Consider the following 25,889-nt stretch of genomic DNA (forward strand, 5'->3'; position numbering starts at 1 on the left):
ACGTCAACTGACCTCGGTGATCAGTCGATCGAACTGCGCCAGCAGTTGCTGAAGCTGTCGAGCTTCACTCTGCCGACTTGCATAGACCATCTCGGCCATTTCCAGAATGCCCGACGCATTGGGCAATGGTAGATCCTGTTCGAGGATGACTTTCATCCGCGGTAAAAAAATCCACTGCAACCACTGGTGGAACTCCAGCGTATCCACGGAAAAAGGTTCGCGACTGGCCAACGCCTGCGCGCCGGGTGGCAGATCACTCCACCAACCCAGCACACGCAGTTCACGCTCGATCAGCAGCAATTGCTCTGCGATCTGAGGGAAACGCCTATCCATCAGGAGCTGACCTTGGCTTTTTGGCGGGCCAGTGCTGCGCCAGCCGGATCGCCCTGCTTCTCACGCGATTGGGCAATCAAACCCCACAGGCTTGCCTGCAGGCTTGGCCGCCCATTGGCGTAAGTCAGGCCACGACGAGCGAGCTGTTCGGCCTGCGCCGCGTCCCCTTGAGCCAGACGCACTTGTGCCAGACGGTAAAGCACTTGCGGCTCACGCGGCGCCACACGCTGGGCACGCTCCAGGCTCGACGACGCGCCATTGAGGTCGCCGCTGGCTTGTTGCTGCTGAGCAGTCGTGAGCAACGACAACACCGGGCCATCCAGCTGTTCGTCCGCAGACAAGCCGCCACTACTTGGGATACCGCTTGGCATCACAGGCGCAGGCGCGTTGTAGCTGCCGGTATTGGCAGGCGCCGTATTCATGGGTGCAGAGTTGATCGGCGACGGGCTGATCGGCGACGTATCGATCGGGCTGGTGCTGATCGGCGCAGTGTTGATCGGCGCCGCATAGCTCTGGATCGGCGCAGAACTGCCACCACCACCACCAGGCACCATCACCACTACGCCTGAGTCTTGCGGAATCGCTTGCCGCTGCTGAGGCTGGGCAACATTGGGCCGATAAGCGCCCTTGTTATTGGCGGAGATACGCTCGCTGTTGGAGACCTTGCTACCGGAGTCCACCACCGGAATTGAGCCACGCTGAACGCTGGCACAGCCATTAAGCAAAGCCAGAGCCGTTACCGCAGGAATCCACCACTTATTCACATCACATCCTCTTTGCTTAATTCAACCAGCCCTTGACCCAATCCATCACCGCATCGGCCGGTGCTGGATTGACACCGCCACAGGCTGCGCCGGGTGCCGGTTCACTGCCGCGAATATACGGCATCTGGACCGCATTCGGGCAGGTCGAATCGGAGCCTTGACCGGTACTGGCATTGATCCAGACCTGAACCACATTGTCCGGCTGCGGCATATCCAATGGAAGTGGGTCTGCCTTGCGCATAAAGCTTGTCCAAATCTGCAACGCGCCGGTAGCACCGGTAAACGGAGTCTTGCCGTTATCATCGCGGCCCAGCCAGACAACGGCCAGCAAGTCCTGACTGAAACCCGCGAACCAACTGTCACGCGAGTCGTTGCTGGTGCCGGTTTTGCCCGCCAGATTCAGAGAGCTCGGCAGTTGGCTGTAGACCGACTTACCCGTGCCTTCGCGCATGACACGCTGCATCGCGTTCTGTACCAGGTAAATCGAGCCCGGATCGAAACGCTGCTGAATCTGGAACGGATAACGCTTGAGCGGCTCGCCCTCGGCAGTCAGTACGCTACGGATACCGCGCATCGGCGTATTGAAGCCACCGTTGGCAATGGTCTGGTACATGGTCGCCACTTCCATCGGACTGAGCCCGCCCGCGCCCAGCAACATCGACGGATACGCGGGCCATTCACGGGTCACACCCAACTTGGCCAAGGTTTTGAACACATTCGGCACACCCAGCTCAAGCCCCAGTTTGGCCGTGGACAAGTTGTAGGAATGCGCCAACCCCTGGTACAGGAAAATGTTCCCGTGAGCTTTATGGTCGTAGTTCTGAGGCTTCCATATCTGACCATCTGCACCCTTGACCGAGAATGGTTCGTCAGCCACCCAACTGGTCAGCGTGTACTGGCTTGGGCGCTCGAGGGCCGTGAGATAGATGGCCGGTTTGACCAGCGACCCAATCGGGCGCACAGCATCAATTGCCCGGTTGAACCCGGCATACCCTGCCTGACGGCTACCGACCAACGCCTGGACTTCGCCGGTTTCCGGATTGGTCACGACCATCGCCGCTTCCACATCCTCGGAACCTTTGCGACCCGCCAACTTTTTGAATGTTTCGTTGACCGCAGCCTCGGACTTCATTTGCAGGATCGGATCAAAACTGGTGAAGATGCGCAGGCCTTCTTCGGTCAAGTCTTCGTCGCGATAGTCTTCACGCAACTGACGTTTGACCAAGTCCAGGAAGCCGGGAAACGAGCTGTCCGCCAGGCTGCCAGTCTTGGTCACGCCCAGCGGCATCTTCTTGGCCGCAGCGACAACTTCCGGCGTCGCCACGCCCTGCTGCTCCAGAAGGTCGAGCACCAGGTTGCGGCGCTCCAGCGCGCGCTCGGGATAGCGGCGCGGGTTGTAATAGGACGGACCTTTAACCATGCCGACCAACAGCGCTACCTGATGCAGCTTGAGTTCGGACAGCGGCTGGCTGAAGAAATACTGGCTGGAAAGACCGAAACCGTGGACCGCTCGTTGCCCGTCCTGCCCGAGGAAGACCTCGTTGAGGTAAGCCTCGAGAATTTCCTGCTTGCTGTAGTGCGCCTCCAGCAGCAGGGCCATCATGGCTTCGTTCAGTTTCCGGTTAAGGCTGCGCTCATTACTCAGGTAGAAGTTCTTGACCAACTGCTGGGTCAGCGTACTGCCGCCCTGACGCATCTGCCCGGCAGACGCATTGACCCAGAACGCCCGGGCAATCGACTTGGGCGACACACCGAAGTGGTGATAGAAATCCCGGTCTTCGACCGTGATCAGCGTATCGAGCAAATACGGCGGCGCCTGATCGATCTTGATCAGGATGCGGTCTTCGAGATTTTTCGGGTACAGCCCGCCGATCAATAACGGCTCAAGCCGCGCAACCGACAATTTCGAACCATCGGTCGCCGACAACCCGGCCACATAATCGCCCGAGAAACGTACGCTGACTTGCTGTGCCGGGTCCGTGCCTTCGTAGAACTGGAAACCACGGGTATTGAGATCGACCCTGGTGCCGCTTACTGCGGCCGCGCCCGGCCCATTGGCGACGCTTTCACGGCGATAACCCAAGGCATCGAGCTCAGTCAGGAAGTCGACCTGAGAAAGCTTTTGTCCGACGAACAGCTCCAGCGGGCGGGCATAAACCTTGGCCGGAATCGTCCAGCGCTTGCCAGAAAACTTTTCCTGGACGATAGCGTCGAGATAAACCGCAAAGCCGGCGAGCACGACAAGGCCAACCAGTCCGAGCTTCAAAGCCCAGCCAAACCAGGTGCGAAGACCGCCAGAGGCGCGTTTTTTGGGGGTACGGGGAGTGCGGGTACGAGTCATGGCGGCGGATTATACGCACTTTATTCACGACCGACAGGCGCCCTCTGGCGGTTTGCAGCGCAGCCATGAATCGCCATAATGGCTGCCTTGATTTTCAACCCCTTTAAGGATCGCCTGTGAGCCAGTCCCTGATTGCCGCGCTGCAAAACCCGGCCCTCTATCCGCATCCGGTAGAAGGTTTCCAGGTCATTGAGACGCACATCTCGTGGGTGCTGCTCACCGGCCCCTACGCGTATAAAATCAAGAAGCCGGTCAACTTCGGCTTCCTCGATTTCACCACCCTGCCGGCCCGCGAGCACTTTTGTCGCGAAGAGCTGCGCCTGAACCAGCGCCTGACTAACGATTTGTACCTGGATGTCTTGCCGATTACCGGCAGCGTTGAAGCACCGCAATTGGGCGGCGATGGCGAGGTCATTGAGTACGCACTCAAAATGCGCCAGTTCCCGCAAAGCCAGTTGCTCACCACGCTGCAGGCTAATGGCGAATTGACACCGTCGCACATCGACGAAATGGCCAAGCAAATTGCAGAGTTCCACATCAACGCACCGCGCGTTCCGCAGGAACATGCGCTAGGCACACCTGAAAGCGTGATGGCGCCGGTCCTGCAGAATTTCGAACAGATCCGTCCATTGATCAGCGAGAAGGCTGACCTGCAGCAGTTGGACGCGCTCCAGGCGTGGGCTGAATCCAGCTTCGAGCGGCTTAAAGACCTTTTCGTACAGCGCAAGGCTGCAGGTTTCATTCGCGAGTGCCATGGCGATATTCACTTGGGCAACGCCACGCTGATCGACGGCAAGGTGGTGATTTTCGACTGCATCGAATTCAACGAGCCCTTCCGCCTGACTGATGTCTATGCCGACATCGCGTTCCTGGCGATGGACCTGGAAGACCGCGGCCTGAAATCCCTGTCACGACGCTTCATCAGCCAGTACCTGGAACTGACCGGCGATTATCAGGGTCTGGAGCTGCTGAATTTCTACAAAGCCTATCGCGCACTGGTGCGTGCCAAGGTTGCATTGTTCAGCCTGCCAGAGCACGCCGATCCCGTGCAGCGCGCCAGCACCCTGCGCCAATATCGCAACTACGCCAATCTGGCTGAAAGCTACAGCGCCATCCCATCGCGGTTCCTGGTCATTACCCACGGTGTTTCCGCCGTTGGCAAGAGCCACGTAGCCATGCGTCTGGTAGAAGCATTGGGCGCGATTCGCTTGCGCTCTGACGTCGAACGTAAACGTCTTTTCGGTAAACACAGCGAGAACGGCGGCATTTATAGCGCTGACGCCAGCGTTGCCACCTATACCCACCTGCATCAACTGGCTGACAACGTATTGCGCGCAGGCTTCCCGGTCGTGATTGACGCGACCTACCTCAAGCGCGAACAACGCGACGCCGCGGCAAAAGCTGCCGAAGCTTCGGGGGCGCCGTTCCTGATCCTCGATTGCAACGCGCCACAAGCGGTGATCGCGGGTTGGCTGGCGCAACGTCAGGCGCAAAATGTTGATCCGTCCGACGCGACCATGGACGTGATTGAAGCTCAGCAAGCCCATCGTGAAGCCTTGGGCGCTGATGAGATTCTGCGCAGCAAACGCGTCGAGACCAACAACAGCAGCGATCTTGATGGTCTGGTTGCCCATATCCGCCAGCGCCTGCCAGGGCTGTAAACGATACTTTGTGCCGTGACGCAGTTAATGCTTCACGGCACAAAAATAGTGGCACTATACTGGCGTCACAATTCCAACAGGAGATGCCCCATGAGCCAGCCTAAACAGCTCGACTCCCCGCTCTACGCTCTTCTGCACCAAGACGACATCACGGCTTTCAATGAGCAGAAGCCAAAAACAGGTACCGTCGATCTTGTCGGCGGAGATTTCCGCGGTCTTGATCTGCGCAGGCTGGACGCCACCGGTGTCGACTTCACGGATGCCTATTTTCGTGCAGCTGATCTACGAGGTGTGGACCTGCGTCACACCGCACTGGAAGGCGCCAGCCTTGGCCATGCACAGATCTCCGGGACTTTTTTCCCGGTGGAACTGACGGCGGATGAAATTCTGATGTCTGTCAACTTTGGCACCCGGTTGCGCTACAAAACCAAATGATTGCCCGATAATCTGGCCCCGCACGCTCTATCGTGCGGGCCTGATCGTGCTGCCTGTGTCCTCTACGCAGACCTGCACTCCCTCCGAACTTGCCCCTGTCGAATGACGCCTTCCCGGGCGAGCTTTAGCCTGCCGGATCAATAGCCCGCGCTTTTGCCACTGCCCGCTACACTCCTTTCAGATTTGCTCACACCGCAAACACAGTGCAGTGCTCAGCCATCGCAAGGAGGCACGATGAACGATGAACTGCAACACTTGAAAAACCTCGGCAAGACGTCTGCTCAATGGCTGCATGCCGTTGGTATTCACAATGCTTCCGACTTGCGTCGGCTAGGCCCGGTGAACGCTTACAAAGCAGTACGCGCTCGAGGTTTTCGGGCATCGAAAGTGCTGCTTTATGCCATAGAAGGCGCGCTGCTGGACATGCATTGGAATGACATTCCGGTCGAGCGTAAGCAAGCCCTGAACCAGCAATTTGAAGCACTTGCGCCGAACCTGAGGCACTAGGCGGCAGTCCGTTGAAATTAGTTTTGGATCAGGCATTGACATGCTAATGAGAATCGTTATTATTGGCGGCAACTGGTCGCGAGACTGGTCGATGGTTTGAAAGACCAGTGGTTCGGACTCTCAGATTATCTCCTCATCAGGCTAATCACGGTTATTGACCCGGCTTTTTGCCGGGTCTTTTTTTGCCTGTATGAAAGCTCCGCTATCACACTCGGCTAGTGCCCTGGCGCCAGCACGCCTAGCCGGGTCAGTACGTCGTCGAGCAGACTCGAAGCCCCTAGCCGCACACGATTAACGTTGACCCAATGCGGGCCGAAGCGGGCGCGGGCCAGATCGAGATAGAGCCGTGCATCCTCGAACGTGCGAATCCCGCCTGCTGCTTTGATTCCGGCCTGCCCGCCTGTCTCGGCAATCACCTCCAATATGATGCGCCCGGCCTGGGGCGTGGCATTGACAACGACTTTTCCAGAACTGGTCTCAATGAAATCAGCCCCCGCCGCCAGGACGTCAACACAGGCCTTACGGATGATCTGCGGGTCTTTCAATTCACCGGTTTCCAGAATGACCTTGAGCACCGCCCGTTCGCCACACGTCGTTTTGCACGCCGCAACCAGGTCCATCGCCGCTTGCTGATCGCCGGTCAACAGGGTGCGATACGGGTACATCAGATCAATCTCATCGGCACCGGAGGCCAGGGCGGCCCTGGTTTCAGAAACAGCAGACTGGATGTTGAGCCCGCCATACGGGAAGTTGGCGACGGCGGCGACGCGTACCGTCTCAGCGTGCAATTCATCCAGGGTACGCCGCGCCAATTGCACAAAACGCGGATAGACACACACTGCGGCGACCATCCCCACGGGCGTTAGCGCTCGCTGGCAAAGGGCGATAATCCGCGCCTCTGTGTCATCGACGTTGAGCAGGGTCAGATCAAGCAATCCGATCACTTGACGCGCCAACTGCTCATCCTGCGGAGTCATTTCGTTCATTCTGTCCTGTCCCTTACACAACAGTCAGAACAATAAACGAGGCCGATGCTCCAGGCTCGATCAAGCGTCGAACAGGGACATGGACTACACAACTAAAGGACGAGTCCGAATCAAGACGTGCCCAGGCGTGCGATGAAAACGATGGTCAAGGTTTTTTAGGCTGGGCCCGCCATTGTGCGCAGTAATCCTGTTCAGGCAATGCCGGGGTGTACCAGACGTAATCGGCAGCCCCTTGTGACACCGGCGTGCCGACTTGCGCCAGAAGCAGCACAACGGTGCCCTGGCTGACACCCAGATCCAGAAGGTGCGTGGGCACACCGATGTCCTTGCGCGCATGGTAAGTGCCGGCAAACAGTAGCGCGGGCGAAGGTGCGTCGAGCAGACTCTGGGCCATGCGCCGGTCTCGCTGCTGCTGAACCGCGAGCATCGCAGGCATGTGTTCTTCCGGCAGCAATCCGCAATGGGATTCACGAATCTGATTCAGCAATTGCTCGCGCACTGCCGGAGCGGTCGAATGCACGCCGATCAGCGTCGGTGCTTGCGCGTAGATCGCCGTGACGTCGCTGGCATCCAGGTTCGCCGACAATAATGGATAGGGCTGTCCCAGCGCATAGCGCACGACAGGACCGTAAAGAGCCCAGTCCCAGCCCTTTTGCCACGCCAAAGCGGCTGGCAGATCATCAGGAATATCCGACTTTCTGACCTCCGCCTGGGCCACATCAACCTTCGTCTGCTGGTCAGGGGTGAGCATTTCCAACAGCAGGCTGCCTTGCGCACGCTGATCGGCCAGTACCTGCAAAAGCCATAGTTGCAACGCATGATGATCGGAGTTGTCGTGCTGCTCACCGACCAGGACTCTCGGCGCCTGCGCTAAACGCTCAACCAGTTGCTGCGGCGTCAGTTCCCGACCGCTGCTCAGATCACGGATCACCCCGACATCCGCCTGCTCATGCCCAGGCGGGCTTTGCCAGGCAGGCACCTTTCGTACGGGAGGCGTGGTTTGGCAAGCATTCAGCGTACCCAACAACCCGGCAAGCAACATAATCGAGAGCAAACGAAACATCAGGCCTGCCTTTTATCGCGCGATGATCAGAGGATGGCCGCGTTCAGGGTGAGCTTGCACCAATACCTCCAGGCCAAAGACCGCCTTGAGGGGCTCAGGCTGGAGAACGACGGCGGGGCTGCCCAGCGAATGGGCATGACCGCTCGCCAACAACAGTAAACGATCACAGTAGCGCGCAGCCAGATTCAAATCGTGCAGGATGACCATCACCGCCGCCCCGCGATCGGCAAACTCGCGGACCGCTTGCAGGGTAGTGTGCTGGTGCAGCGGGTCGAGCATCGAGGTGGGCTCATCGAGCAATAACGTCTGACCACTTTCACCCGGCCATAGCTGTGCCAGCACCCGCGCCAAGTGAACGCGCTGGCGTTCGCCACCGGACAACGCCATATAACTGCGCCCCTGTAGATGTGCCGCGTCCGCAGCGATCAAGGCGGCACGAATGACCTCTGCGTCGCGCACCCGGCCACTGTCATGGGGCAAGCGCCCCATCGCCACCACCTCCTCCACCCTGAAAGAAAAACTCAAGGTCGAGCTTTGCGGCAGTACCGCCAAACGCTGCGCCCGCTCCGGACCGCCCCAGTCGGCCAACCTTTTTTGATCCAGCCAAACCTGTCCCTGAGCGGCTTTCAGCTCACCGCACAACGCCCCCAGCAAGGTACTTTTGCCGGCGCCGTTGGGGCCCAGTACGCCGAGAATCTCACCTGGGCGAAGGTCCAGTGTGATGTCCGTCAACACCGTTTTTGTACCGCGTTGAATGTGCAGGTTTTCACTGCGCAGCATCAGGTGCGCCCTCGTAACGGCATCAGGTACGCCCACGTACTTTTCATAAGGTACGCCCACGTACCCGTCATAAGGTACGCCCACGTACCAACAGGTACAAAAAGAACGGCGCACCCAAAAATGCGGTCACGATGCCGATCGGTAGCTCCGTTGGCGCCAATACCAAACGCGCAAAGATATCCGCAAACAACAACAGGCAGGCCCCCGCCAACGCCGAAGCGGGTAACAGCACTCGATGATCAGGCCCCGTCAACAAGCGCACCAGATGCGGCACGATCAGTCCGATAAAGCCAATCATGCCCGCCGCCGCCACCGCTGCACCGACACCCAAAGCGGTGCAAAAAATCAGCTCACGCTTGAGCTTTTCGACATCGACGCCCAAATGCCGGGCTTCCGATTCCCCCAACAGCAAGGCATTCAACGCTTTGGCCCGACGCGGCAGCCACACGATGATCAGCACACAGACCAACAGCAACGGCCACAATCGGGCGTAGCTGGCGCCATTGAGGCTGCCCAGGTTCCAGAATGTCAGGGTACGCAGGGTGGCGTCATCGGCCAGGTAGGTGAACAGGCCGATGGTAGACCCCGCCAATGCGGTCAGTGCGACGCCGGCCAACAGCATGACGGCGACGCTGGTCTGCCCATCGCGCCGCCCCAATCGATAAACCATCGCGGTCACGCCCAGTCCACCGATGAACGCACACAGCGACAACACATAGGGCGCGAGCACTTCCGGCACGCCGCCAAAAACCGAGCCGCCGACAATCGCCACCGCGGCGCCCAAGGCTGCACCGCTGGAAACACCGACCAGTCCCGGATCAGCCAGCGGATTGCGAAACAGGCCTTGCATGGCAACGCCAGTCAACGCCAGCACCGCACCGACGACCAGCCCAAGAAGGGTGCGCGGCAAGCGGATCTGGCCGAGAATCAGTTCGGCCTGTTCCAGGCCAGCGCCCGACACGGGTACGCCCAGCAGACGCAACCCGGCTCGCAAGATGTCCATCAGCGGCAAACTGACGGGGCCCAGCGCCAGCGATAACCAAAACGCGATAAAGCACACCCCGCTCAAGCCGATGAACAGCGCGCGCGGCGGCACTGAACCGTTCATAGCGGCGCCAGCTCCGCCACAGAACCTTCGGCCACCCGAGACGTCGGGTTACAAAAGGATTCGGCACAAAGACCGAGACCGCTGGCACGAAGGCCCATATCGAGGTTCCCTTGAATATAGACCGCTAGCCACTTTCAGGAAGCAGCATCCAGCGGCCAGAGCTGCGACACTGTCGAGCGTTGAACTCGTCATCTGTTCGATAATTGTCTGCATTCTTGCACAAGCTCAATCACCCGCTCAGGCCATTACGCGTCCGGGTGGTACTTACTGGCGATCGGAGCCAAGCATGAAATTTCTCTGCGCCGCAGATTACCTGACTGAATCCCAAAGTCGGGGTTTTGATTTGGACGGTCTCAAACTGCTGGCGATACGCCGGGAAGGGCAAGTCTTTGTCTACCGCAACCGCTGTCCGCATCGAGGTGTACCGCTGGAGTGGCAGCCTGATCAATTTCTCGACACGAGCGCAAGCCTGATTCAGTGCGCGACCCACGGCGCCCTGTTTCTGATTGAAAGCGGAGAATGTGTGTCCGGGCCTTGCGCAGGACAATCGTTAAGCGCAATTGCCTGTCACGAAGACCCGAGCGGGATCTGGATCAGCCCGACCTAGTCACGTTGACGGTGCTAAATGCACCTCAAGCCGACGGTCGATGCGAACCTCATCAGGGGTCAACTGCACCCCGTAGGCCAAGACCTGGACACCCGCCGCAACCGCTTCACTCAGGGCCGCAGCATACGCGGGGTCAATCTCTTCGGCCGGGCGCACTGCGTCGATTCCGGTCAGGTTGACGCAATACAACAGCACCGCACGCACACCTTCCCGAGCCAGGCTCGCCAACTCTCGAAGATGGCGAGCTCCGCGCTGGGTCACTGCGTCTGGAAAAGCAGCAATCCGCGAATCGTCAAACCCCAGGGTCACGCTTTTGACTTCGACAAAGGCTGGCCCGCTTGAATAGTCCAGGCGAAAATCTACCCGACTGTTTTCCTGGCCGTAAGCCACTTCTCGCTTGAAGGCGGTAAAGCCGTTCAGCTCGGTGATCACTCCAGCAAGCAAGGCCTCTTCCACCAAGTGATTCGCCCGTCCGGTGTTGACACAGGCGAAGCGCCCTTGCGGGGTTTCACTGATCTCCCACGTCCCCGGCAGCTTGCGTTTGGGGTCGTTTGAGCGACTGAACCAAATACGCCCACCCGGCGCCATGCAGTTGAACATCGAACCGGTATTGGGGCAGTGAATAGTCAGCTTTTCGCCATCGGCCGTTTCAATGTCGGCGAGAAAGCGTTTGTAGCGAATCAGTAGGCGGCCTTGTTCCAGTTCAGGAGAAAAGCGCATCAGCCCTGCCAGCTCCGCAGGCCACGGGCAATCCGCTCAACCGCTTCCTGCAAACGCGGCAGGCTCTGGGTATAGGCAAACCGTACGTGATGCCCCGCCTGAAAACGGCCAAAATCCAACCCTGGGGTGATCGCGACGTGCTCGGTTTCCAGAAAGTGCCGACAGAACGCGAACGCATCGCCGCCAAAGGCGCTGATGTCCGCGTAAAGGTAAAACGCCCCCTCTGGCTCGACGGCGATGCCAAAACCCAATTCGCGCAAGGCCGGCAACAGGAAATCACGCCGACGCCCGAACTCGGCACGCCGCTCTTCGAGAATCGCCAGGGTCTGCGGTTCGAAACAGGCCAGCGCCGCATACTGGGCCATGCTCGGCGCGCTGATGTAGAGGTTTTGCGCGAGTTTTTCCAGGTCCGCCACAGCATCTTCGGGGGCGACCAGCCAACCCAAACGCCAGCCGGTCATGCCGAAATACTTGGAGAAGCTATTCAGCACGAAAGCATCATCATCGACTTCAAGCACGCTGGCCGCATCGCAGCCGTACGTCAGCCCGTGGTAGATCTCGTCCACCACCAAATGACCATTGCGTGCTTTCAACGCCGCGGACAACGCGGCCAGCTCATCGCGTTGCAGCAAGGTACCGGTCGGGTTGGCTGGCGATGCGACCAGCGCGCCGACGCTGTCCTGGTTCCAGTTCTGCGCCACCAGGTCCGGCGTCAGCTGATAACGAACCTCCGGCCCCACCGGCACCAGTTGCGCGGCCCCCTCAACCAGTCGGAGAAAGTGCCGGTTGCACGGGTAACCAGGATCGGCCAACAGCCAGTGCTTGCCGGGGTCTACCAGCAGGCTGCTGGCAAGCAGCAAGGCGCCCGAACCGCCGGGGGTGACAAGAATTCGGTGCGGATCGACAGTCACCTGATAACGCTGGGCATAGAAACCGGCGATGGCTTCACGCAACTCGGGCAACCCACGGGCAGCGGTATAACGGGTTTTGCCCGCAGCCAATGCCGCCTGGCCAGCGGCAATGATCGGCTCGGCTGTAGTGAAGTCAGGCTCGCCGATCTCCAGATGGATGACATCGTGCCCCTCTGCCTGCAGTTCATTCGCCCGCGCCAGCAAAGCCATCACATGAAAAGGTTCGATAGCGCGACTGCGTGCACTGTAGGGCTGAGCCATAAGTCTTCCTTTTAGCGGGGAGCGTCGAAATATTAATCCCGCGATTCTACCCAAGCGCCCGCGCAAGAGCCCGTTTAATGACGCGTTTACTGTCGAGCGGCGCCTAAACCTGATCGAAAATAAAACCCGGCAGGCGCCCTTGCGAGGACTAAAATTAGATTTTCGAACGTGTTTTTACGCCCAATGTCCAACTATCAGGGCTTTTAAAGCCAAGCAACGACTGCACGCTCGACAACAGAGAGTGGCGCGCTCCGATTCGATCTGGTAAGTTCGCCCGCTTGCAGCCGCAGGGCCGGCAGGTGTCGGTGATGGATCATTCCTGCGCAATGGATTAGAAGAGTAAGAGGCGGTCCATTCATGCCCAATAAAGCACAGCAACAGAACAGCCAACTGATTCGCGGCTTTGTACCCTACGTTGAGAGTAAGGGCGAGGAGTACATGGGCGTTCGAATGCGCGCTCACTTCACCCATATTCTTGGCCAATGGAAGAAGGAACTGATGCAAGAGGTCGACCGGACCGTGCATCACATGCAGGATGAAGCTGCTAACTTTCCTGATCCTTCAGACCGCGCCAGCCAGGAAGAAGAATTCAGCCTGGAGCTGCGTGCCCGTGATCGCGAGCGTAAGTTGATCAAAAAGATCGACAAGACGCTGCAACTGATCGAAGACGAAGAATACGGTTGGTGCGAGTCATGCGGTGTAGAGATCGGTTTGCGCCGACTGGAAGCCCGTCCTACGGCCGACCTGTGCATCGATTGCAAAACACTGGCAGAAATCAAGGAAAAACAGGTCGGCAAATAACCTGTTTTGAACTTGAACAAGGGGCGCTCCGGCGCCCCTTGTTGTTTCTGGCGATTTGATTTGCAGTGGATCGTGATCAACGAGTTCCAGTAACATCGCCCCCATGAAATCCCCTTCCTACATCGGGCGCTTTGCGCCAACCCCCAGCGGTTACCTGCATTTCGGCTCATTGGTTGCGGCCCTGGCCTCGTACCTTGACGCCCGCGCCGTGGGCGGCCAATGGCTTATGCGCATGGAAGATCTCGATCCACCGCGCGAAGTCGCCGGTGCGCAACTGGCGATTCTGCAAACCCTCGAGCGCTACGGTTTCGAGTGGGACGGCGAGGTCGTCTACCAAAGCCTGCGCCATGAGGCTTATGCCGAAGTGGTGAATCGCTGGTTGAGCCAGGGCCTGGCTTACGCCTGCACCTGCTCGCGCAAACAGCTGGAAGACTTCCACGGTATTTATCCGGGTTTGTGCCGCAACGTCGGGCATGACCCCGAGCACGCGGCGGTACGTATCCGCGTGCCGGAGCTGGAATACCGTTTCAAGGACCGCGTGCAAGGCGAGTTTTCTCAGCATCTGGGGCGAGACGTCGGCGATTTCGTCATTCGTCGGCGTGATGGTCTCTATGCCTATCAATTGGCGGTAGTGATCGACGATGCCTGGCAAGGGGTCACCGATATCGTGCGCGGCGCCGACCTGCTCGACTCCACGCCCCGCCAGCTCTACTTGCAAGAATTGCTCGGCCTGCCGCAACCCCGTTATCTGCACGTACCACTGATCACTCAGCCCGACGGCAACAAACTGGGCAAGTCGTACCGCTCGCCGCCCCTGCCGAGCGATCAGGCCATCCCGCTCCTGCTGCGAGCCCTGCGGGCATTGGGCCAGCCCGTCAGCGATGAGCTTGAATATGCCAGCCTCAGAGAGTTACTCGACTGGGGAATTCGCCATTGGGACGCTGCGCTCATCCCCCGCACCCACAGCCTTGAAGAGGCTCTATTAAGCTGAGTCAGCCTGCCAAGCGCGCTCAAGTTCTGACCGTTATTAAAACGCCACTTGCAGCTTGGCCACCATCCAGTACCATCGCCGCACCTTTTTAGTGAGGGACCAGCATGTATATCTATCGATTGGTCCTGCTCCTGGTGGTGGGGATATACCTTTTTTCCCCGGCCATCATGGACTGGTGGATTGAGCCAACAGGCGCGTGGTATCGCCCGTATTTACTCTGGCTGATTCTGATCGTCGTGACCTTTATCCTGCAGAGTCAACGTGATGCCGATGAGCTTTAGCCTGACCCAGATGATCCTGATCAGTGCCACCTATTTGCTGGTGCTGTTCGGCGTCGCCTGGGTCAGTGAGCGCGGCCTGATTCCGCGCTGGATCATTCGTCACCCCCTGACCTACACCTTGTCTCTCGGGGTGTACGCCAGCGCCTGGGCTTTTTATGGCACCGTTGGTCTGGCGTATCAGTACGGTTACGGCTTCCTTTCCAGCTACCTGGGTGTGTCCGGGGCCTTTCTGTTGGCGCCGGTGTTGCTGTACCCGATTCTGAAGATCACCCGCACATACCAGCTTTCATCACTGGCCGACTTGTTCGCCTTCCGCTTTCGCAGCACCTGGGCCGGTGCGCTGACCACCATTTTCATGTTGATCGGCGTGCTGCCGTTACTGGCCTTGCAGATCCAGGCCGTAGCCGACTCCATCAGCATCCTGACCCGCGAGCCGGTGCAGAACCGCGTTGCACTGGCGTTCTGCGCACTGATCACCCTGTTCACTATTTTCTTTGGTTCGAGGCACATCGCGACCCGGGAAAAGCACGAGGGCCTGGTGTTCGCCATCGCTTTCGAATCCGTGATCAAGTTGATCGCAGTCGCTGGTATTGGCCTATATGCCTTGTACGGGGTGTTCGACGGCCCGCAACAGCTGGAGCAGTGGCTGCTGCAAAACCAGGCGGCACTTGCCGCCCTGCACACCCCATTGCAGGAAGGCCCTTGGCGCACCCTGCTGCTGGTGTTCTTTGCCTCAGCGATTGTCATGCCGCATATGTACCACATGACCTTCACCGAAAACCTCAATCCGCGTTCGCTGGTCAGCGCCAGTTGGGGTTTGCCCCTGTTTCTGTTGCTGATGAGCCTGGCCGTGCCGCTGATTCTCTGGGCCGGCCTTAAACTCGGCGCCACCACCAGCCCTGAATATTTCACTCTGGGCATCGGCATTGCCGCCAACAACAAAGCCCTGGCGCTACTGGCGTATGTCGGCGGGTTATCGGCTGCGAGCGGATTGATCATCGTCACCACCCTGGCGCTGTCCGGGATGGCGCTCAACCACCTGGTGTTGCCGCTGTATCAGCCACCTGCCGAAGGCAATATCTACCGCTGGCTGAAGTGGACCCGCCGCGCACTGATCGTCGCGATCATCATGGCCGGCTACGGGTTTTACCTGTTGATTGGCGCGCAGCAGGACTTGGCGAACCTGGGCATCGTGGCCTTCGTCGCCACCCTGCAGTTTTTACCGGGTGTGCTGTCGGTCCTGTATTGGCCGACCGCCAACCGTCGCGGCTTCATCGCCGGACTGCTGGCCGGGATCATCGTGTGGATGGTGACCATGCTGTTGCCGTTGATCGGCAATTTCCAGGGTTTCTACATCCCACTGCTGAACATGATTTACGTGCTCGACGACACCAGTTGGCACATGGCGGCCATCGCTTCGCTGGCGGCCAACGTTCTGATATTCACCCTGATTTCACTGTTCAGTGACGCCAGCCCGGAAGAAGCCAGCGCCGCCGAGGCATGCGCCGTCGACAACGTCCGGCGCCCGCAACGGCGCGAGCTGCACGCGGCCTCTCCCCAGGAATTCGCCACCCAACTGGCCAAACCCCTCGGCGCCAAAGCCGCCCAGAAAGAAGTCGAACAGGCGCTGCGCGACCTCTATCTGCCCTTCGATGAACGTCGACCTTATGCCCTGCGCCGCTTGCGCGACCGGATCGAAGCCAACCTGTCCGGACTGATGGGCCCCAGCGTCGCTCAGGACATGGTCGAAACCTTCCTGCCGTATAAGTCCGGCAGCGAAAACTACGTCACCGAGGACATCCACTTTATCGAGAGCCGTCTCGAGGATTACCACTCCCGGCTTACAGGCCTTGCCGCCGAACTCGATGCCTTGCGCCGCTATCACCGCCAGACCCTGCAAGAACTGCCGATGGGCGTGTGCTCCCTGGCCAAGGATCAAGAGATCCTGATGTGGAACAAGGCCATGGAAGAGTTGACCGGCATCGCTGCGCAGCGCGTAGTGGGTTCGCGACTGGAAACCATCGCCGATCCATGGAAACAATTGCTTCAGGGCTTTATTGATTTGCCCGACGAACACTTGCACAAACAACGCTTGGGGCTCGACGGTCAAACCCGTTGGCTGAACCTGCACAAAGCGGCCATCGATGAACCGCTCGCCCCCGGCAATAGCGGTCTGGTATTGCTGGTCGAAGACTTGACCGACACCCAGATGCTCGAAGACAAACTGGTGCACTCCGAACGCCTGGCCAGCATCGGTCGTCTGGCGGCGGGTGTCGCCCACGAAATCGGCAACCCGATCACCGGCATCGCCTGCCTGGCGCAGAACCTGCGCGAAGAGCGCGAGGACGACAGCGAACTGACCGAAATCAGCAGCCAGATCCTTGAGCAGACCAAACGTGTTTCGCGCATCGTCCAGTCGCTGATGAGCTTCGCCCATGCCGGCGGTCATCAACATTCCGACGAACCGGTTTGCCTGGCCGAAGTTGCGCAAGATGCCATCGGTCTGCTGGCGCTGAACCGGCGCAACTACGAAGTGCAATTCTTCAACCTGTGCAACCCCGAACACTGGGTCGATGGCGACCCACAGCGGCTGGCGCAAGTGTTGATCAACCTGCTCACCAACGCCCGTGACGCGTCCCCTTCGGGCTGCGCGGTGCGGGTCAAAAGCGAAGCATCGGAACACACGGTCGACCTGATCGTAGAAGATGAAGGCAGTGGCATTCCAAAAGCGATCATGGACCGATTGTTCGAACCATTCTTCACGACCAAGGATCCAGGGGAAGGCACCGGACTGGGCCTCGCACTGGTCTATTCCATCGTGGAAGAGCATTATGGACAAATCACCATCGACAGCCCGGCCGACCCCGAGCACCAACGCGGCACCCGTATTCGGGTGACATTGCCGCGTCATGTCGAAGCGACGTCCGCTGTGAACTGAGACCGTCGAGAGTATCGAATCAATGCCGCACATTCTGATCGTCGAAGACGAAACAATTATCCGCTCGGCCCTGCGACGCCTGCTGGAACGCAACCAGTACCAGGTCAGCGAAGCGGGCTCGGTGCAGGAAGCCCAGGAACGTTTCAGCATCCCCTCGTTTGACCTCATCGTCAGTGATCTGCGCCTGCCTGGCGCACCCGGCACCGAGCTGATCAAGCTGGGTCAGGGTAAACCTGTCCTGATCATGACCAGCTACGCCAGCCTGCGCTCCGCCGTGGACTCAATGAAAATGGGGGCGGTGGACTACATTGCCAAACCCTTCGACCACGACGAAATGCTCCAGGCTGTCGCGCGCATTCTGCGTGACAGACAAAGCATCCAAAGCTTGCAGGCCGAACGTAGCGCAGCCGCGTCCAAACCTGCTGGCGCTGGTGGCACCGACAAAGGCGCGGTCGACAACAGTAACGGCGAAATCGGCATTATTGGCTCGTGCCAACTGATGCAGGACCTTTACATCAAGATCCGCAAAGTCGCGCCAACCGACTCCAACGTCCTGATCCAGGGCGAGTCAGGCACCGGTAAAGAGCTGGTGGCCCGAGCCCTGCACAACCTGTCCAAGCGCGCCAAGGCACCGATGATTTCGGTGAACTGTGCCGCGATCCCGGAGTCATTGATCGAGTCCGAGTTGTTCGGCCACGAAAAAGGGGCGTTCACCGGTGCCAGCGCCGGCCGGGCAGGTCTGGTCGAAGCGGCTGACGGCGGCACCCTGTTTCTCGACGAGATCGGCGAGTTGCCGCTCGAGGCCCAGGCGCGGCTGTTGCGCGTACTCCAGGAAGGCGAAATCCGTCGCGTCGGCTCGGTGCAATCGCAAAAGGTCGATGTGCGCTTGATTGCGGCCACCCACCGTGACCTCAAGAGCCTGGCCAAAGTCGGCCAGTTCCGTGAAGACCTGTATTACCGTCTGCACGTTATCGCCCTGAAATTACCAGCCCTGCGCGAACGAGGTGCCGACGTCAATGACATCGCCCACGCTTTCCTGGCCCGGCAAAGCGCGAAAGTCGGTCGTACCGACCTTAAGTTCGCCCCGGATGCCGAGCAGGCCATCCGTCATTACACGTGGCCCGGTAACGTTCGCGAGTTGGAAAACGCCGTCGAGCGCGCCGTGATTCTGTGCGAGAGCCCTGAAATCTCTGCCGAGCTGCTGGGCATCGATATCGAGCTGAGCGACCTGGATGATGACGATTTCATGGGCCTGGCCCCACAGCAAGGCTCGTCCAGCTCCACGAGCCACGAGCCAACCGAAGACCTGTCCCTGGAAGACTACTTCCAGCACTTCGTTCTTGAGCATCAGGACCACATGACTGAAACCGAACTGGCCCGCAAACTCGGGGTCAGCCGTAAATGTCTGTGGGAGCGACGTCAGCGCTTGGGTATCCCGCGTCGCAAAACCGGGATCGCCAGCGAAAGCTGAGGTCGCAATGGGCCGCGAGGCTCTGGCACGCGGCGCTCCTGCCCTTGGGTAAACTGTTACCCCCTTCATTTCACGTAACAAAAGCCGGGTCTTATGGTAACGAAGACCCGGCTTTTTTATGCCTGCCAAAAACCGCCATTCCCCGCCAGCCCCCGGTTTTAAAGGGATTTCAAAAGTTGGCACAGGTCCTGCTATATGTCTTGTACAAGAACAATAACAAGCAATGCAAAAGACAATAAAAATAAGACGAATCGACTCACGCACAATAAAAACAACACGGCGGAGGCGCAGCTAACTGATTCTTTTGGAGAGGAGTTGTATTTGGGGCTTGCCCCGCAACCAGGCCGAGAATAATAAAAAGCTACCCTAAGGTAGAGCCTGAACTGGTTGGATCGAACGATCATTGCAACGCAGCGACCAAAGCAATCCGTTTGCTCTTGACTCCCGACTGGGAGGTTTCACAGGCGAAAAGCTTGTGGATTGGGCACTCAATAAAAACAAAAAGCCCGACTCGATAATAAAAATAAAGCGCAAACACTTTGGGGGAGCTTCGGCTCCCCCAGTAGCTTCTGCAACAAACCCCTCATGGTCTAACGCTCAAGCGCCCGATACAGCCCCCTGCGCGCAGCTTCCTACACCATCCCCCGACTAAATGCTAGAATCCCCGCCCATCATGCGGTCATTCTTGTTTTTTGGCCGAATATCCCTTCAAACAGTGCATCCCATGCTGAAGAAGCTATTCCAGTCATTCCGTTCCCCCGTGCGTCGACCGCAACATATTCGCAGCACGCCTGAAGTGCTCACCAGCAGCCAACACTCGCTGCAGCGCGGCCAGTTCAGTCGTTACGCCGTCAGTATTGTCGAGCGCTTGCAGAACGCCGGCTATCAGGCCTATCTGGTCGGCGGCTGTGTGCGCGACCTGATGCTGCATATAACGCCCAAGGATTTCGACGTCGCCACCAGCGCCACGCCGGAACAAGTCCGCGCAGAGTTCCGTAACGCACGCGTGATTGGCCGTCGCTTCAAACTGGTTCACGTCCATTTCGGTCGTGAAATCATTGAAGTCGCGACGTTTCGCGCCAACCATCCGCAAGATGATGAAGAAGAGGACAGCAACCAGTCCTCCCGCAATGAAAGCGGACGCATCCTGCGCGACAACGTTTACGGCACCCTTGAAGAAGACGCCCAACGTCGCGACTTCACGATCAACGCGCTGTATTACGATCCGGTCAGCGAGCGTGTCCTCGACTACGCCAATGGCGTGCATGACATTCGCAATCGCTTGATCCGCCTGATTGGCGATCCCCAGCAGCGTTACAAAGAAGATCCAGTGCGCATGCTGCGGGCCGTGCGTTTCGCCGCCAAGCTGGATTTCGGCATTGAAAAACACAGTGCCACGCCGATTCAGCAATTAGCGCCCATGCTGCGGGACATCCCTTCCGCGCGCCTGTTCGAAGAAGTGTTGAAGCTGTTCCTGTCCGGCTACGCAGAGTCCACCTTCGAAATGCTGGTCGACCTCGAACTGTTCGAGCCACTGTTCCCGGCCAGCGCCAAGTCTCTCGAACTGAACCCTACGTACACGCACACGCTGATCAGCGAAGCATTGGCCAATACCGACCTGCGTATTTCGCAGAACAAACCGGTTACCCCTGCCTTCCTGTTCGCCGCACTGCTCTGGCCTGCCCTGCCGGCCAAGGTGATTCGCCTGCAGGAACGCGGCATGCCGCCGATTCCGGCCATGCAGGAAGCCGCCCACGAACTGATCACCGAACAGTGCCAGCGCATCGCCATTCCGAAGCGCTTCACCCTGCCGATCCGCGAGATCTGGGACATGCAGGAGCGTCTGCCTCGTCGTACCGGCAAACGTGCCGATCTGTTGCTCGATAACCCGCGTTTCCGTGCGGGCTACGACTTCTTGCTGCTGCGCGAAACCGCGGGCGAAGAAACCGATGGTCTTGGCGACTGGTGGACTGATTATCAGGAAGGCAACGACAGCGAACGACGCAACATGATTCGTGATCTGGGCAGCAAGCCCGATGCCACAGGTGCAGCGCCGCGCAAACGCCGTCGCAGCACCGGCAGCAAACGCAAGCGCGCCGACGCACCGACCACTTCAGACGACTGATGGAGGGGCGATTGATCATGGAGCGTGTCTATATCGGCCTGGGCAGCAATCTGGCTGACCCGGCCGAGCAACTGCGCAACGCCCTCAAGGCCCTGGGGCAATTAGCCCAATCCAGGCTGGTGGGCATGTCTTCCTTTTATGCCAGCGACTCGTTGTTGCCCGGCCAGCCGCGCTTTACCAATGCGGTCGCCGCGCTGGACAGCGAACTTGAGCCCCTGGCTTTGCTCGACGCATTGCAGGCCATCGAACTCGATCAAGGCCGCGAACGCCACGAGCGCTGGGGACCGCGCACGCTGGACCTGGATATCCTGCTATTCGGCGAACGCCTGATTGATGAGCCGCGCTTAAAAGTGCCGCACTATCACCTGCATGCCCGACCCTTCGTCCTGTATCCCTTGGCCGAACTTGCGCCTGAGTTACTCCTGGCTGACGGCCGATCCCTGGATCAGTTACTGGCAGACTGCCCATTCGTTGGGCTTGAGCGCCTTTAGCGTCAGGGCCCGACAGCAGAGCTGCGGATATCCCCGGTCCTGAGGGCATTTATTCGCGATATTAGCGACCCGGTTTATCTGCCCGGGAACGCCTGATCGGAGCCGCGCGCCGTAACACCTAACGCTCAATGAGCGGTAACAGGCACACAAAACGGTAACACCCGTAATTGACTTCACGCCCCCTCCTCACGAAGATAGGCGTCCCGCTGTCCCCTACCGGGCACAAGGGCGCAAATCAGGCCATGGACAAACACCGCCAAAGACGGTGTGCCTGTTTTTTCAGATGATCTCACGCGTTGCTCGCAGTAGTTTTCACAGCGCCTGAACGAGGACTTTTTCATGCCAGAAATATCCCTGACGACCCTGCAAGGCCTCAAGCAGAAAGGTGAAAAAATCACCATGCTGACCTGCTATGACGCGACCTTTGCTCACGCAGCCAGCCAGGCAGGCGTCGAAGTTCTCCTGGTCGGCGACTCTCTGGGCATGGTGTTGCAGGGCCATGACAGCACCCTGCCCGTCACCAATGCCGAGATGGCCTACCACGTTGCCTGCGTCAAACGCGGCAATCAGGGGGCATTGATTCTCGCCGACCTTCCTTTCATGGCCTATGCCACCCTTGAGCAGACCTTCGCCAACAGCGCGCAGTTGATGCAAGCCGGTGCGCACATGATCAAGGTCGAAGGCGCCGCGTGGCTGGCCGAATCGATTCGGTTGCTGGCCGAACGTGGTATCCCGGTCTGTGCGCACATGGGCCTGACACCGCAATCGGTGAACATTCTTGGCGGCTATAAGGTGCAAGGTCGCCTGGAAGCTCAAGCTCGCCAGATGCGTGCTGACGCCATCGCACTGGAACAAGCCGGGGTCTCCATGATCCTGCTCGAGTGCGTACCCAGCGAACTGGCCCAGGAAATCACCCACGCCGTAAAAGTCCCGGTAATCGGGATCGGCGCAGGCAGCGGGACTGACGGCCAAGTACTGGTATTGCATGACATGCTTGGCCTGTCCATTACCGGCCGTGTGCCCAAGTTCGTCAGGAACTTCATGACCGGCCAGCCCGATATCCAGTCGGCGTTACAGGCGTATGTCGCCGCCGTCAAAGACGTGAGCTTCCCGGCAACTGAACACGGATTCTCGGCATGAACACAGTAAAAACCGTACGTGAATTGCGTGCCGCCGTTGCTCGAGCACGTAGCGAAGGCAAGCGGGTCGGCTTGGTCCCAACCATGGGCAACCTGCACAGCGGCCACGCCGCATTAGTCGTCAAGGCCGCCCAACGTGCCGATTTCGTGGTGGCGAGCATCTTCGTCAACCCGCTGCAGTTTGGCCCGACCGAAGACCTGGCGACCTACCCGAGAACACTGCCCGCCGATCAGGAAACGCTGCTGCAGGCCGGTTGTCATCTGCTGTTCGCACCGTCGGTCGAAGAAATGTACCCGCATGGCATGGAAGACCAGACCCTGGTCAGTGTTCCGCACTTGTCTGAAGGGCTGTGCGGCGCCAGTCGTCCCGGCCATTTCGACGGCGTGGCCACGGTGGTCAGCAAGCTGTTCAACATGGTTCAGCCCGATCTCGCGATCTTCGGCCAGAAGGACTTCCAGCAACTGGCAGTGATTCGCGCGCTGGTTCGTGACCTGAACATGCCGATCCAGATCATCGGCGAACCGACCGTACGTGCGGCCGATGGCCTGGCGCTGTCGTCGCGCAACGGCTATCTCAGCGAAGAGCAACGTGCTGCAGCACCGGCGCTGTATCGCGTGATAAAACACATTGCCGAGGCTATCCACATCGGTGAGCGCGATTTGAACCTCCTGCTCGCCAACGGTGTGGATCAACTCAAAGCCGCCGGGTTTCGCCTCGATTATCTGGAAATTCGCAACGCAACCACCCTTCGCCCCACTACAGCGGAAGATCACGACCTGGTGATTCTGGCCGCGGCCTATATGGGTTCAACACGCTTGATCGACAATCTGCACCTGACCAAGGAATAAAAATGCACGCAATCATGCTCAAGGCCAAGCTGCACCGTGCCGAAGTCACTCACGCCGTACTCGACTACGAAGGCTCTTGCGCCATCGACGGCGAATGGCTGGACCTGTCAGGGATTCGCGAATACGAGCAAATCCAGATTTACAACGTCGACAATGGCGAGCGCTTCACCACCTACGCCATTCGTGGCGAAGAAGGGTCACGCATGATTTCCGTGAACGGCGCCGCCGCCCATAAAGCGAAGGTCGGTGACCGTGTGATCATCTGCGCCTATGCTCACTACAGCGAAGCAGAACTGCTCAATTTCAAACCGCGCATGCTGTACATGGCCGCCGGTAATGAACTTAGCCACACCAGCAATGCCATACCCGTGCAGGTTGCCTGAGTTATCCCTGAACACGTAAAAATGACGACCCACTGGAAGGCCCGGCCCTTGACGTGTGAAAGCGTACCGCGCGAAAGCAAAGCAGCGCGCAGACGGGCCGAGCAACTCGCGTTAGAGTTCAGTTATCCGTCTACGCTCACTGACAGAGCATCGATGTCTTCACACCCACCGTCCGGGCTTGTTTAGCGCCCGAAAAGGCAGTTCAAGTACAAGGAAACCCTCAGCGATGGCGTACTACCGCACTCCTATTGACGCGACTACCCTGCCCGCCTGGCAGGCGCTGAATCAACACCGCGAAGCCATGCAGGATTTCAGCATGCGCGAGGCGTTCAATGCAGACCCGCAACGTTTTACTCAATTTACCCTCAGCAGCTGCGGGCTGTTTCTCGACTATTCGAAAAACCTGATCACCCACGAAACCCGCGACCTGTTGGTGGGCCTTGCTAACGAAGCAGGCTTGCAGGACGCGATCAAGGCATTGTTCTCCGGCGAACTGGTCAACGCATCCGAAGGCCGCCCGGCCCTGCACACTGCATTGCGCCGCCCGGTAGGCGACAAGCTGTCGGTGAATGGCGTCAACGTGATGCCTGAAGTGCACAAAGTGCTCAACCAGATCACCGAACTGGTCGGACGTATTCATGACGGTTTATGGCGCGGTTATACCGAAAAGCCCATCACCGACGTAGTCAACATCGGCATCGGCGGCTCCTTCCTCGGCCCGGAACTGGTGTCCGAAGCACTGCTGTCTTACGCGCAGAAAGGCGTGCGCTGCCACTACCTGGCGAATATCGACGGCAGTGAGTTCCATGAGCTGTCGCTCAAGATTCGCGCAGAGACCACCCTGTTCATCGTCTCGTCGAAGTCATTCAACACCCTGGAAACCCTGAAGAACGCCCAGGCCGCACGCGCCTGGTACCTGGCGCAAGGCGGTTCCGAAGCGGAGCTGTACCGTCACTTCATCGCTGTTTCCAGCAACAACGCTGCGGCAGTGGCTTTCGGGATTCGCGAAGAAAACATCTTCCCGATGTGGGACTGGGTTGGCGGTCGTTATTCCCTGTGGTCGGCCATCGGCCTGCCGATTGCTCTGGCCATCGGCATGTCCAACTTCAAAGAGCTGCTGTCCGGCGCCTACACCATGGACCAGCACTTCCAGAGCGCACCGTTCGAACAGAACATGCCTGTGCTGCTGGCCCTGCTCGGGGTCTGGTATGGCAACTTCTGGGGTGCGCAAAGCCACGCGATCCTGCCGTACGACCACTACCTGCGCAACATCACCAAGCACTTGCAGCAACTGGACATGGAGTCCAACGGCAAGAGCGTACGCCAGGACGGCTCACCAGTGTCCACCGACACCGGCCCGGTTATCTGGGGCGGCGTGGGTTGCAACGGCCAGCACGCTTATCACCAGTTGCTGCACCAAGGCACACAGCTGATTCCGGCTGACTTCATCGTACCGATCGTCAGCTTCAACCCGGTGGCCGACCACCACCAATGGCTATATGCCAACTGCCTGTCGCAAAGCCAGGCGCTGATGCTCGGTAAAACCCGCGCCGAAGCCGAAGCCGAGCTGCGTGACAAAGGCATGGCCGAAGAAGAAATCCAGAAACTCGCGCCGCACAAAGTGATTCCGGGCAACCGCCCGAGCAACACCCTGGTCGTAGAGCGCATCAGCCCACGCCGTCTTGGCGCGCTGGTGGCGATGTACGAGCACAAAGTGTTCGTCCAGAGCGTCATCTGGGGCGTCAACGCCTTCGACCAATGGGGCGTGGAACTAGGCAAGGAGCTGGGCAAAGGCGTCTACAACCGCCTGACCGGCAGCATTGAAGAGCCGGCAGACGATGCGTCGACCCAAGGCTTGATCAATTACTTCCGTGGTCGTCACCGCGGCTGATCCATCCTCCGCCACACCTAAAAACCCGCCCCCTCGCAAGAGGCGGCGGGTT

Annotated in this window: 24 protein-coding genes; 15 read left to right on the forward strand and 9 right to left on the reverse strand. The window is 59.0% G+C overall.

What is annotated here, in order from left to right:
- Nucleotides 1–3: 3 nt before the first annotated feature.
- The 3 genes from AC1MEA_RS03430 to mrcB are packed head-to-tail and all read right to left on the reverse strand — an operon-like array spanning nt 4 to nt 3,438.
- Nucleotides 4–333, reverse strand: a complete 330-nt coding sequence (locus AC1MEA_RS03430; protein ID WP_480916730.1) for a YqcC family protein — start codon at nt 331–333, stop codon at nt 4–6.
- Complete coding sequence (locus AC1MEA_RS03435; protein ID WP_480916732.1) at nt 333–1,097, reverse strand: tetratricopeptide repeat protein; 765 nt, start codon at nt 1,095–1,097, stop codon at nt 333–335. Before AC1MEA_RS03435 ends, AC1MEA_RS03430 begins: the two co-directional genes overlap by 1 nt.
- A 16-nt stretch (nt 1,098–1,113) precedes the next feature.
- Complete coding sequence (gene mrcB, locus AC1MEA_RS03440; protein WP_480916733.1) at nt 1,114–3,438, reverse strand: penicillin-binding protein 1B; 2,325 nt, start codon at nt 3,436–3,438, stop codon at nt 1,114–1,116.
- A gap of 116 nt (nt 3,439–3,554) precedes the next feature.
- Between mrcB and AC1MEA_RS03445 the strand changes: the two genes are divergently transcribed.
- The 3 genes from AC1MEA_RS03445 (at nt 3,555) to AC1MEA_RS03455 (ending at nt 6,041) form a co-directional block, all read left to right on the forward strand.
- Nucleotides 3,555–5,099 (forward strand): bifunctional aminoglycoside phosphotransferase/ATP-binding protein, encoded by a 1,545-nt coding sequence (locus AC1MEA_RS03445; RefSeq protein WP_480916735.1) that lies wholly within the window; start codon nt 3,555–3,557, stop codon nt 5,097–5,099.
- Nucleotides 5,100–5,189: 90 nt separating this feature from the next.
- Nucleotides 5,190–5,534 (forward strand): pentapeptide repeat-containing protein, encoded by a 345-nt coding sequence (locus tag AC1MEA_RS03450; protein WP_219063796.1) that lies wholly within the window; start codon nt 5,190–5,192, stop codon nt 5,532–5,534.
- A 234-nt stretch (nt 5,535–5,768) separates the two neighbouring features.
- Nucleotides 5,769–6,041, forward strand: coding sequence for a TfoX/Sxy family protein (locus AC1MEA_RS03455; protein WP_219063797.1), 273 nt, complete (start codon nt 5,769–5,771; stop codon nt 6,039–6,041).
- Nucleotides 6,042–6,256: 215 nt separating this feature from the next.
- Here the strand turns inward: AC1MEA_RS03455 and deoC are convergent, their stop codons facing one another.
- The 4 genes from deoC to AC1MEA_RS03475 form a co-directional block, all read right to left on the reverse strand.
- Nucleotides 6,257–7,027: a deoxyribose-phosphate aldolase gene (gene deoC / locus AC1MEA_RS03460; RefSeq protein WP_219063798.1), complete on the reverse strand. Its 771-nt coding sequence runs from the start codon at nt 7,025–7,027 to the stop codon at nt 6,257–6,259.
- Between the two features lie 145 nt (nt 7,028–7,172).
- The gene (locus AC1MEA_RS03465) at nt 7,173–8,090 is read right to left on the reverse strand and encodes a ChaN family lipoprotein (RefSeq protein WP_480916737.1); all 918 of its coding nucleotides are present in this window, start codon (nt 8,088–8,090) and stop codon (nt 7,173–7,175) included.
- A gap of 12 nt (nt 8,091–8,102) precedes the next feature.
- The gene (locus tag AC1MEA_RS03470; protein ID WP_219063800.1) at nt 8,103–8,870 is read right to left on the reverse strand and encodes a heme ABC transporter ATP-binding protein; all 768 of its coding nucleotides are present in this window, start codon (nt 8,868–8,870) and stop codon (nt 8,103–8,105) included.
- Nucleotides 8,871–8,937: 67 nt separating this feature from the next.
- On the reverse strand, nt 8,938–9,978 hold the full coding sequence (locus AC1MEA_RS03475) for a FecCD family ABC transporter permease (protein WP_480916739.1): 1,041 nt from the start codon (nt 9,976–9,978) through the stop codon (nt 8,938–8,940).
- Nucleotides 9,979–10,264: 286 nt separating this feature from the next.
- Between AC1MEA_RS03475 and AC1MEA_RS03480 the strand changes: the two genes are divergently transcribed.
- The gene (locus AC1MEA_RS03480) at nt 10,265–10,585 is read left to right on the forward strand and encodes a Rieske (2Fe-2S) protein (RefSeq protein WP_480916741.1); all 321 of its coding nucleotides are present in this window, start codon (nt 10,265–10,267) and stop codon (nt 10,583–10,585) included.
- Here the strand turns inward: AC1MEA_RS03480 and sfsA are convergent, their stop codons facing one another.
- Entirely contained in the window at nt 10,586–11,305 is a 720-nt protein-coding gene (sfsA, locus tag AC1MEA_RS03485; protein ID WP_480916742.1) for a DNA/RNA nuclease SfsA, read from the reverse strand.
- Nucleotides 11,305–12,477: a pyridoxal phosphate-dependent aminotransferase gene (locus AC1MEA_RS03490; RefSeq protein ID WP_219063804.1), complete on the reverse strand. Its 1,173-nt coding sequence runs from the start codon at nt 12,475–12,477 to the stop codon at nt 11,305–11,307. Before AC1MEA_RS03490 ends, sfsA begins: the two co-directional genes overlap by 1 nt.
- A 357-nt stretch (nt 12,478–12,834) precedes the next feature.
- Here AC1MEA_RS03490 and dksA point away from each other — a divergent pair, with 357 nt between their 5' ends.
- The 11 genes from dksA to pgi all read left to right on the forward strand — a co-directional run bounded on the left by dksA (nt 12,835) and on the right by pgi (nt 25,837).
- Nucleotides 12,835–13,278: an RNA polymerase-binding protein DksA gene (dksA, locus tag AC1MEA_RS03495; RefSeq protein WP_219063805.1), complete on the forward strand. Its 444-nt coding sequence runs from the start codon at nt 12,835–12,837 to the stop codon at nt 13,276–13,278.
- Nucleotides 13,279–13,381: 103 nt separating this feature from the next.
- Nucleotides 13,382–14,269: a tRNA glutamyl-Q(34) synthetase GluQRS gene (gene gluQRS / locus AC1MEA_RS03500; RefSeq protein WP_480916744.1), complete on the forward strand. Its 888-nt coding sequence runs from the start codon at nt 13,382–13,384 to the stop codon at nt 14,267–14,269.
- 104 nt (nt 14,270–14,373) lie between these two features.
- Complete coding sequence (locus tag AC1MEA_RS03505) at nt 14,374–14,550, forward strand: hypothetical protein (RefSeq protein ID WP_003250005.1); 177 nt, start codon at nt 14,374–14,376, stop codon at nt 14,548–14,550.
- Entirely contained in the window at nt 14,534–17,488 is a 2,955-nt protein-coding gene (locus AC1MEA_RS03510; protein ID WP_219063807.1) for a sensor histidine kinase, read from the forward strand. The genes AC1MEA_RS03505 and AC1MEA_RS03510 overlap by 17 nt, the downstream gene beginning before the upstream one ends.
- Before the next feature lie 22 nt (nt 17,489–17,510).
- Nucleotides 17,511–18,959: a sigma-54-dependent transcriptional regulator gene (locus AC1MEA_RS03515; protein WP_219063808.1), complete on the forward strand. Its 1,449-nt coding sequence runs from the start codon at nt 17,511–17,513 to the stop codon at nt 18,957–18,959.
- 724 nt (nt 18,960–19,683) lie between these two features.
- Nucleotides 19,684–21,084 carry a polynucleotide adenylyltransferase PcnB gene (locus AC1MEA_RS03520; protein ID WP_219063809.1) on the forward strand — a complete coding sequence of 467 codons (1,401 nt, stop codon included), beginning with the start codon at nt 19,684–19,686 and terminating at the stop codon, nt 21,082–21,084.
- Between the two features lie 17 nt (nt 21,085–21,101).
- Nucleotides 21,102–21,575, forward strand: coding sequence for a 2-amino-4-hydroxy-6-hydroxymethyldihydropteridine diphosphokinase (gene folK, locus AC1MEA_RS03525; RefSeq protein WP_480916747.1), 474 nt, complete (start codon nt 21,102–21,104; stop codon nt 21,573–21,575).
- Between the two features lie 339 nt (nt 21,576–21,914).
- A complete protein-coding gene (gene panB / locus AC1MEA_RS03530; RefSeq protein WP_219063811.1) occupies nt 21,915–22,715 on the forward strand; it encodes a 3-methyl-2-oxobutanoate hydroxymethyltransferase in 801 nt (266 codons plus the stop codon).
- Complete coding sequence (gene panC / locus AC1MEA_RS03535; protein WP_480916749.1) at nt 22,712–23,563, forward strand: pantoate--beta-alanine ligase; 852 nt, start codon at nt 22,712–22,714, stop codon at nt 23,561–23,563. Before panB ends, panC begins: the two co-directional genes overlap by 4 nt.
- Nucleotides 23,564–23,565: 2 nt before the next feature.
- Nucleotides 23,566–23,946: an aspartate 1-decarboxylase gene (gene panD, locus AC1MEA_RS03540; protein ID WP_064118696.1), complete on the forward strand. Its 381-nt coding sequence runs from the start codon at nt 23,566–23,568 to the stop codon at nt 23,944–23,946.
- 226 nt (nt 23,947–24,172) lie between these two features.
- On the forward strand, nt 24,173–25,837 hold the full coding sequence (gene pgi, locus AC1MEA_RS03545) for a glucose-6-phosphate isomerase (RefSeq protein WP_219063813.1): 1,665 nt from the start codon (nt 24,173–24,175) through the stop codon (nt 25,835–25,837).
- The last annotated feature ends 52 nt before the right edge of the window (nt 25,838–25,889 follow it).

It is taken from the genome of Pseudomonas sp. ASL8 (genome assembly GCF_056680355.1).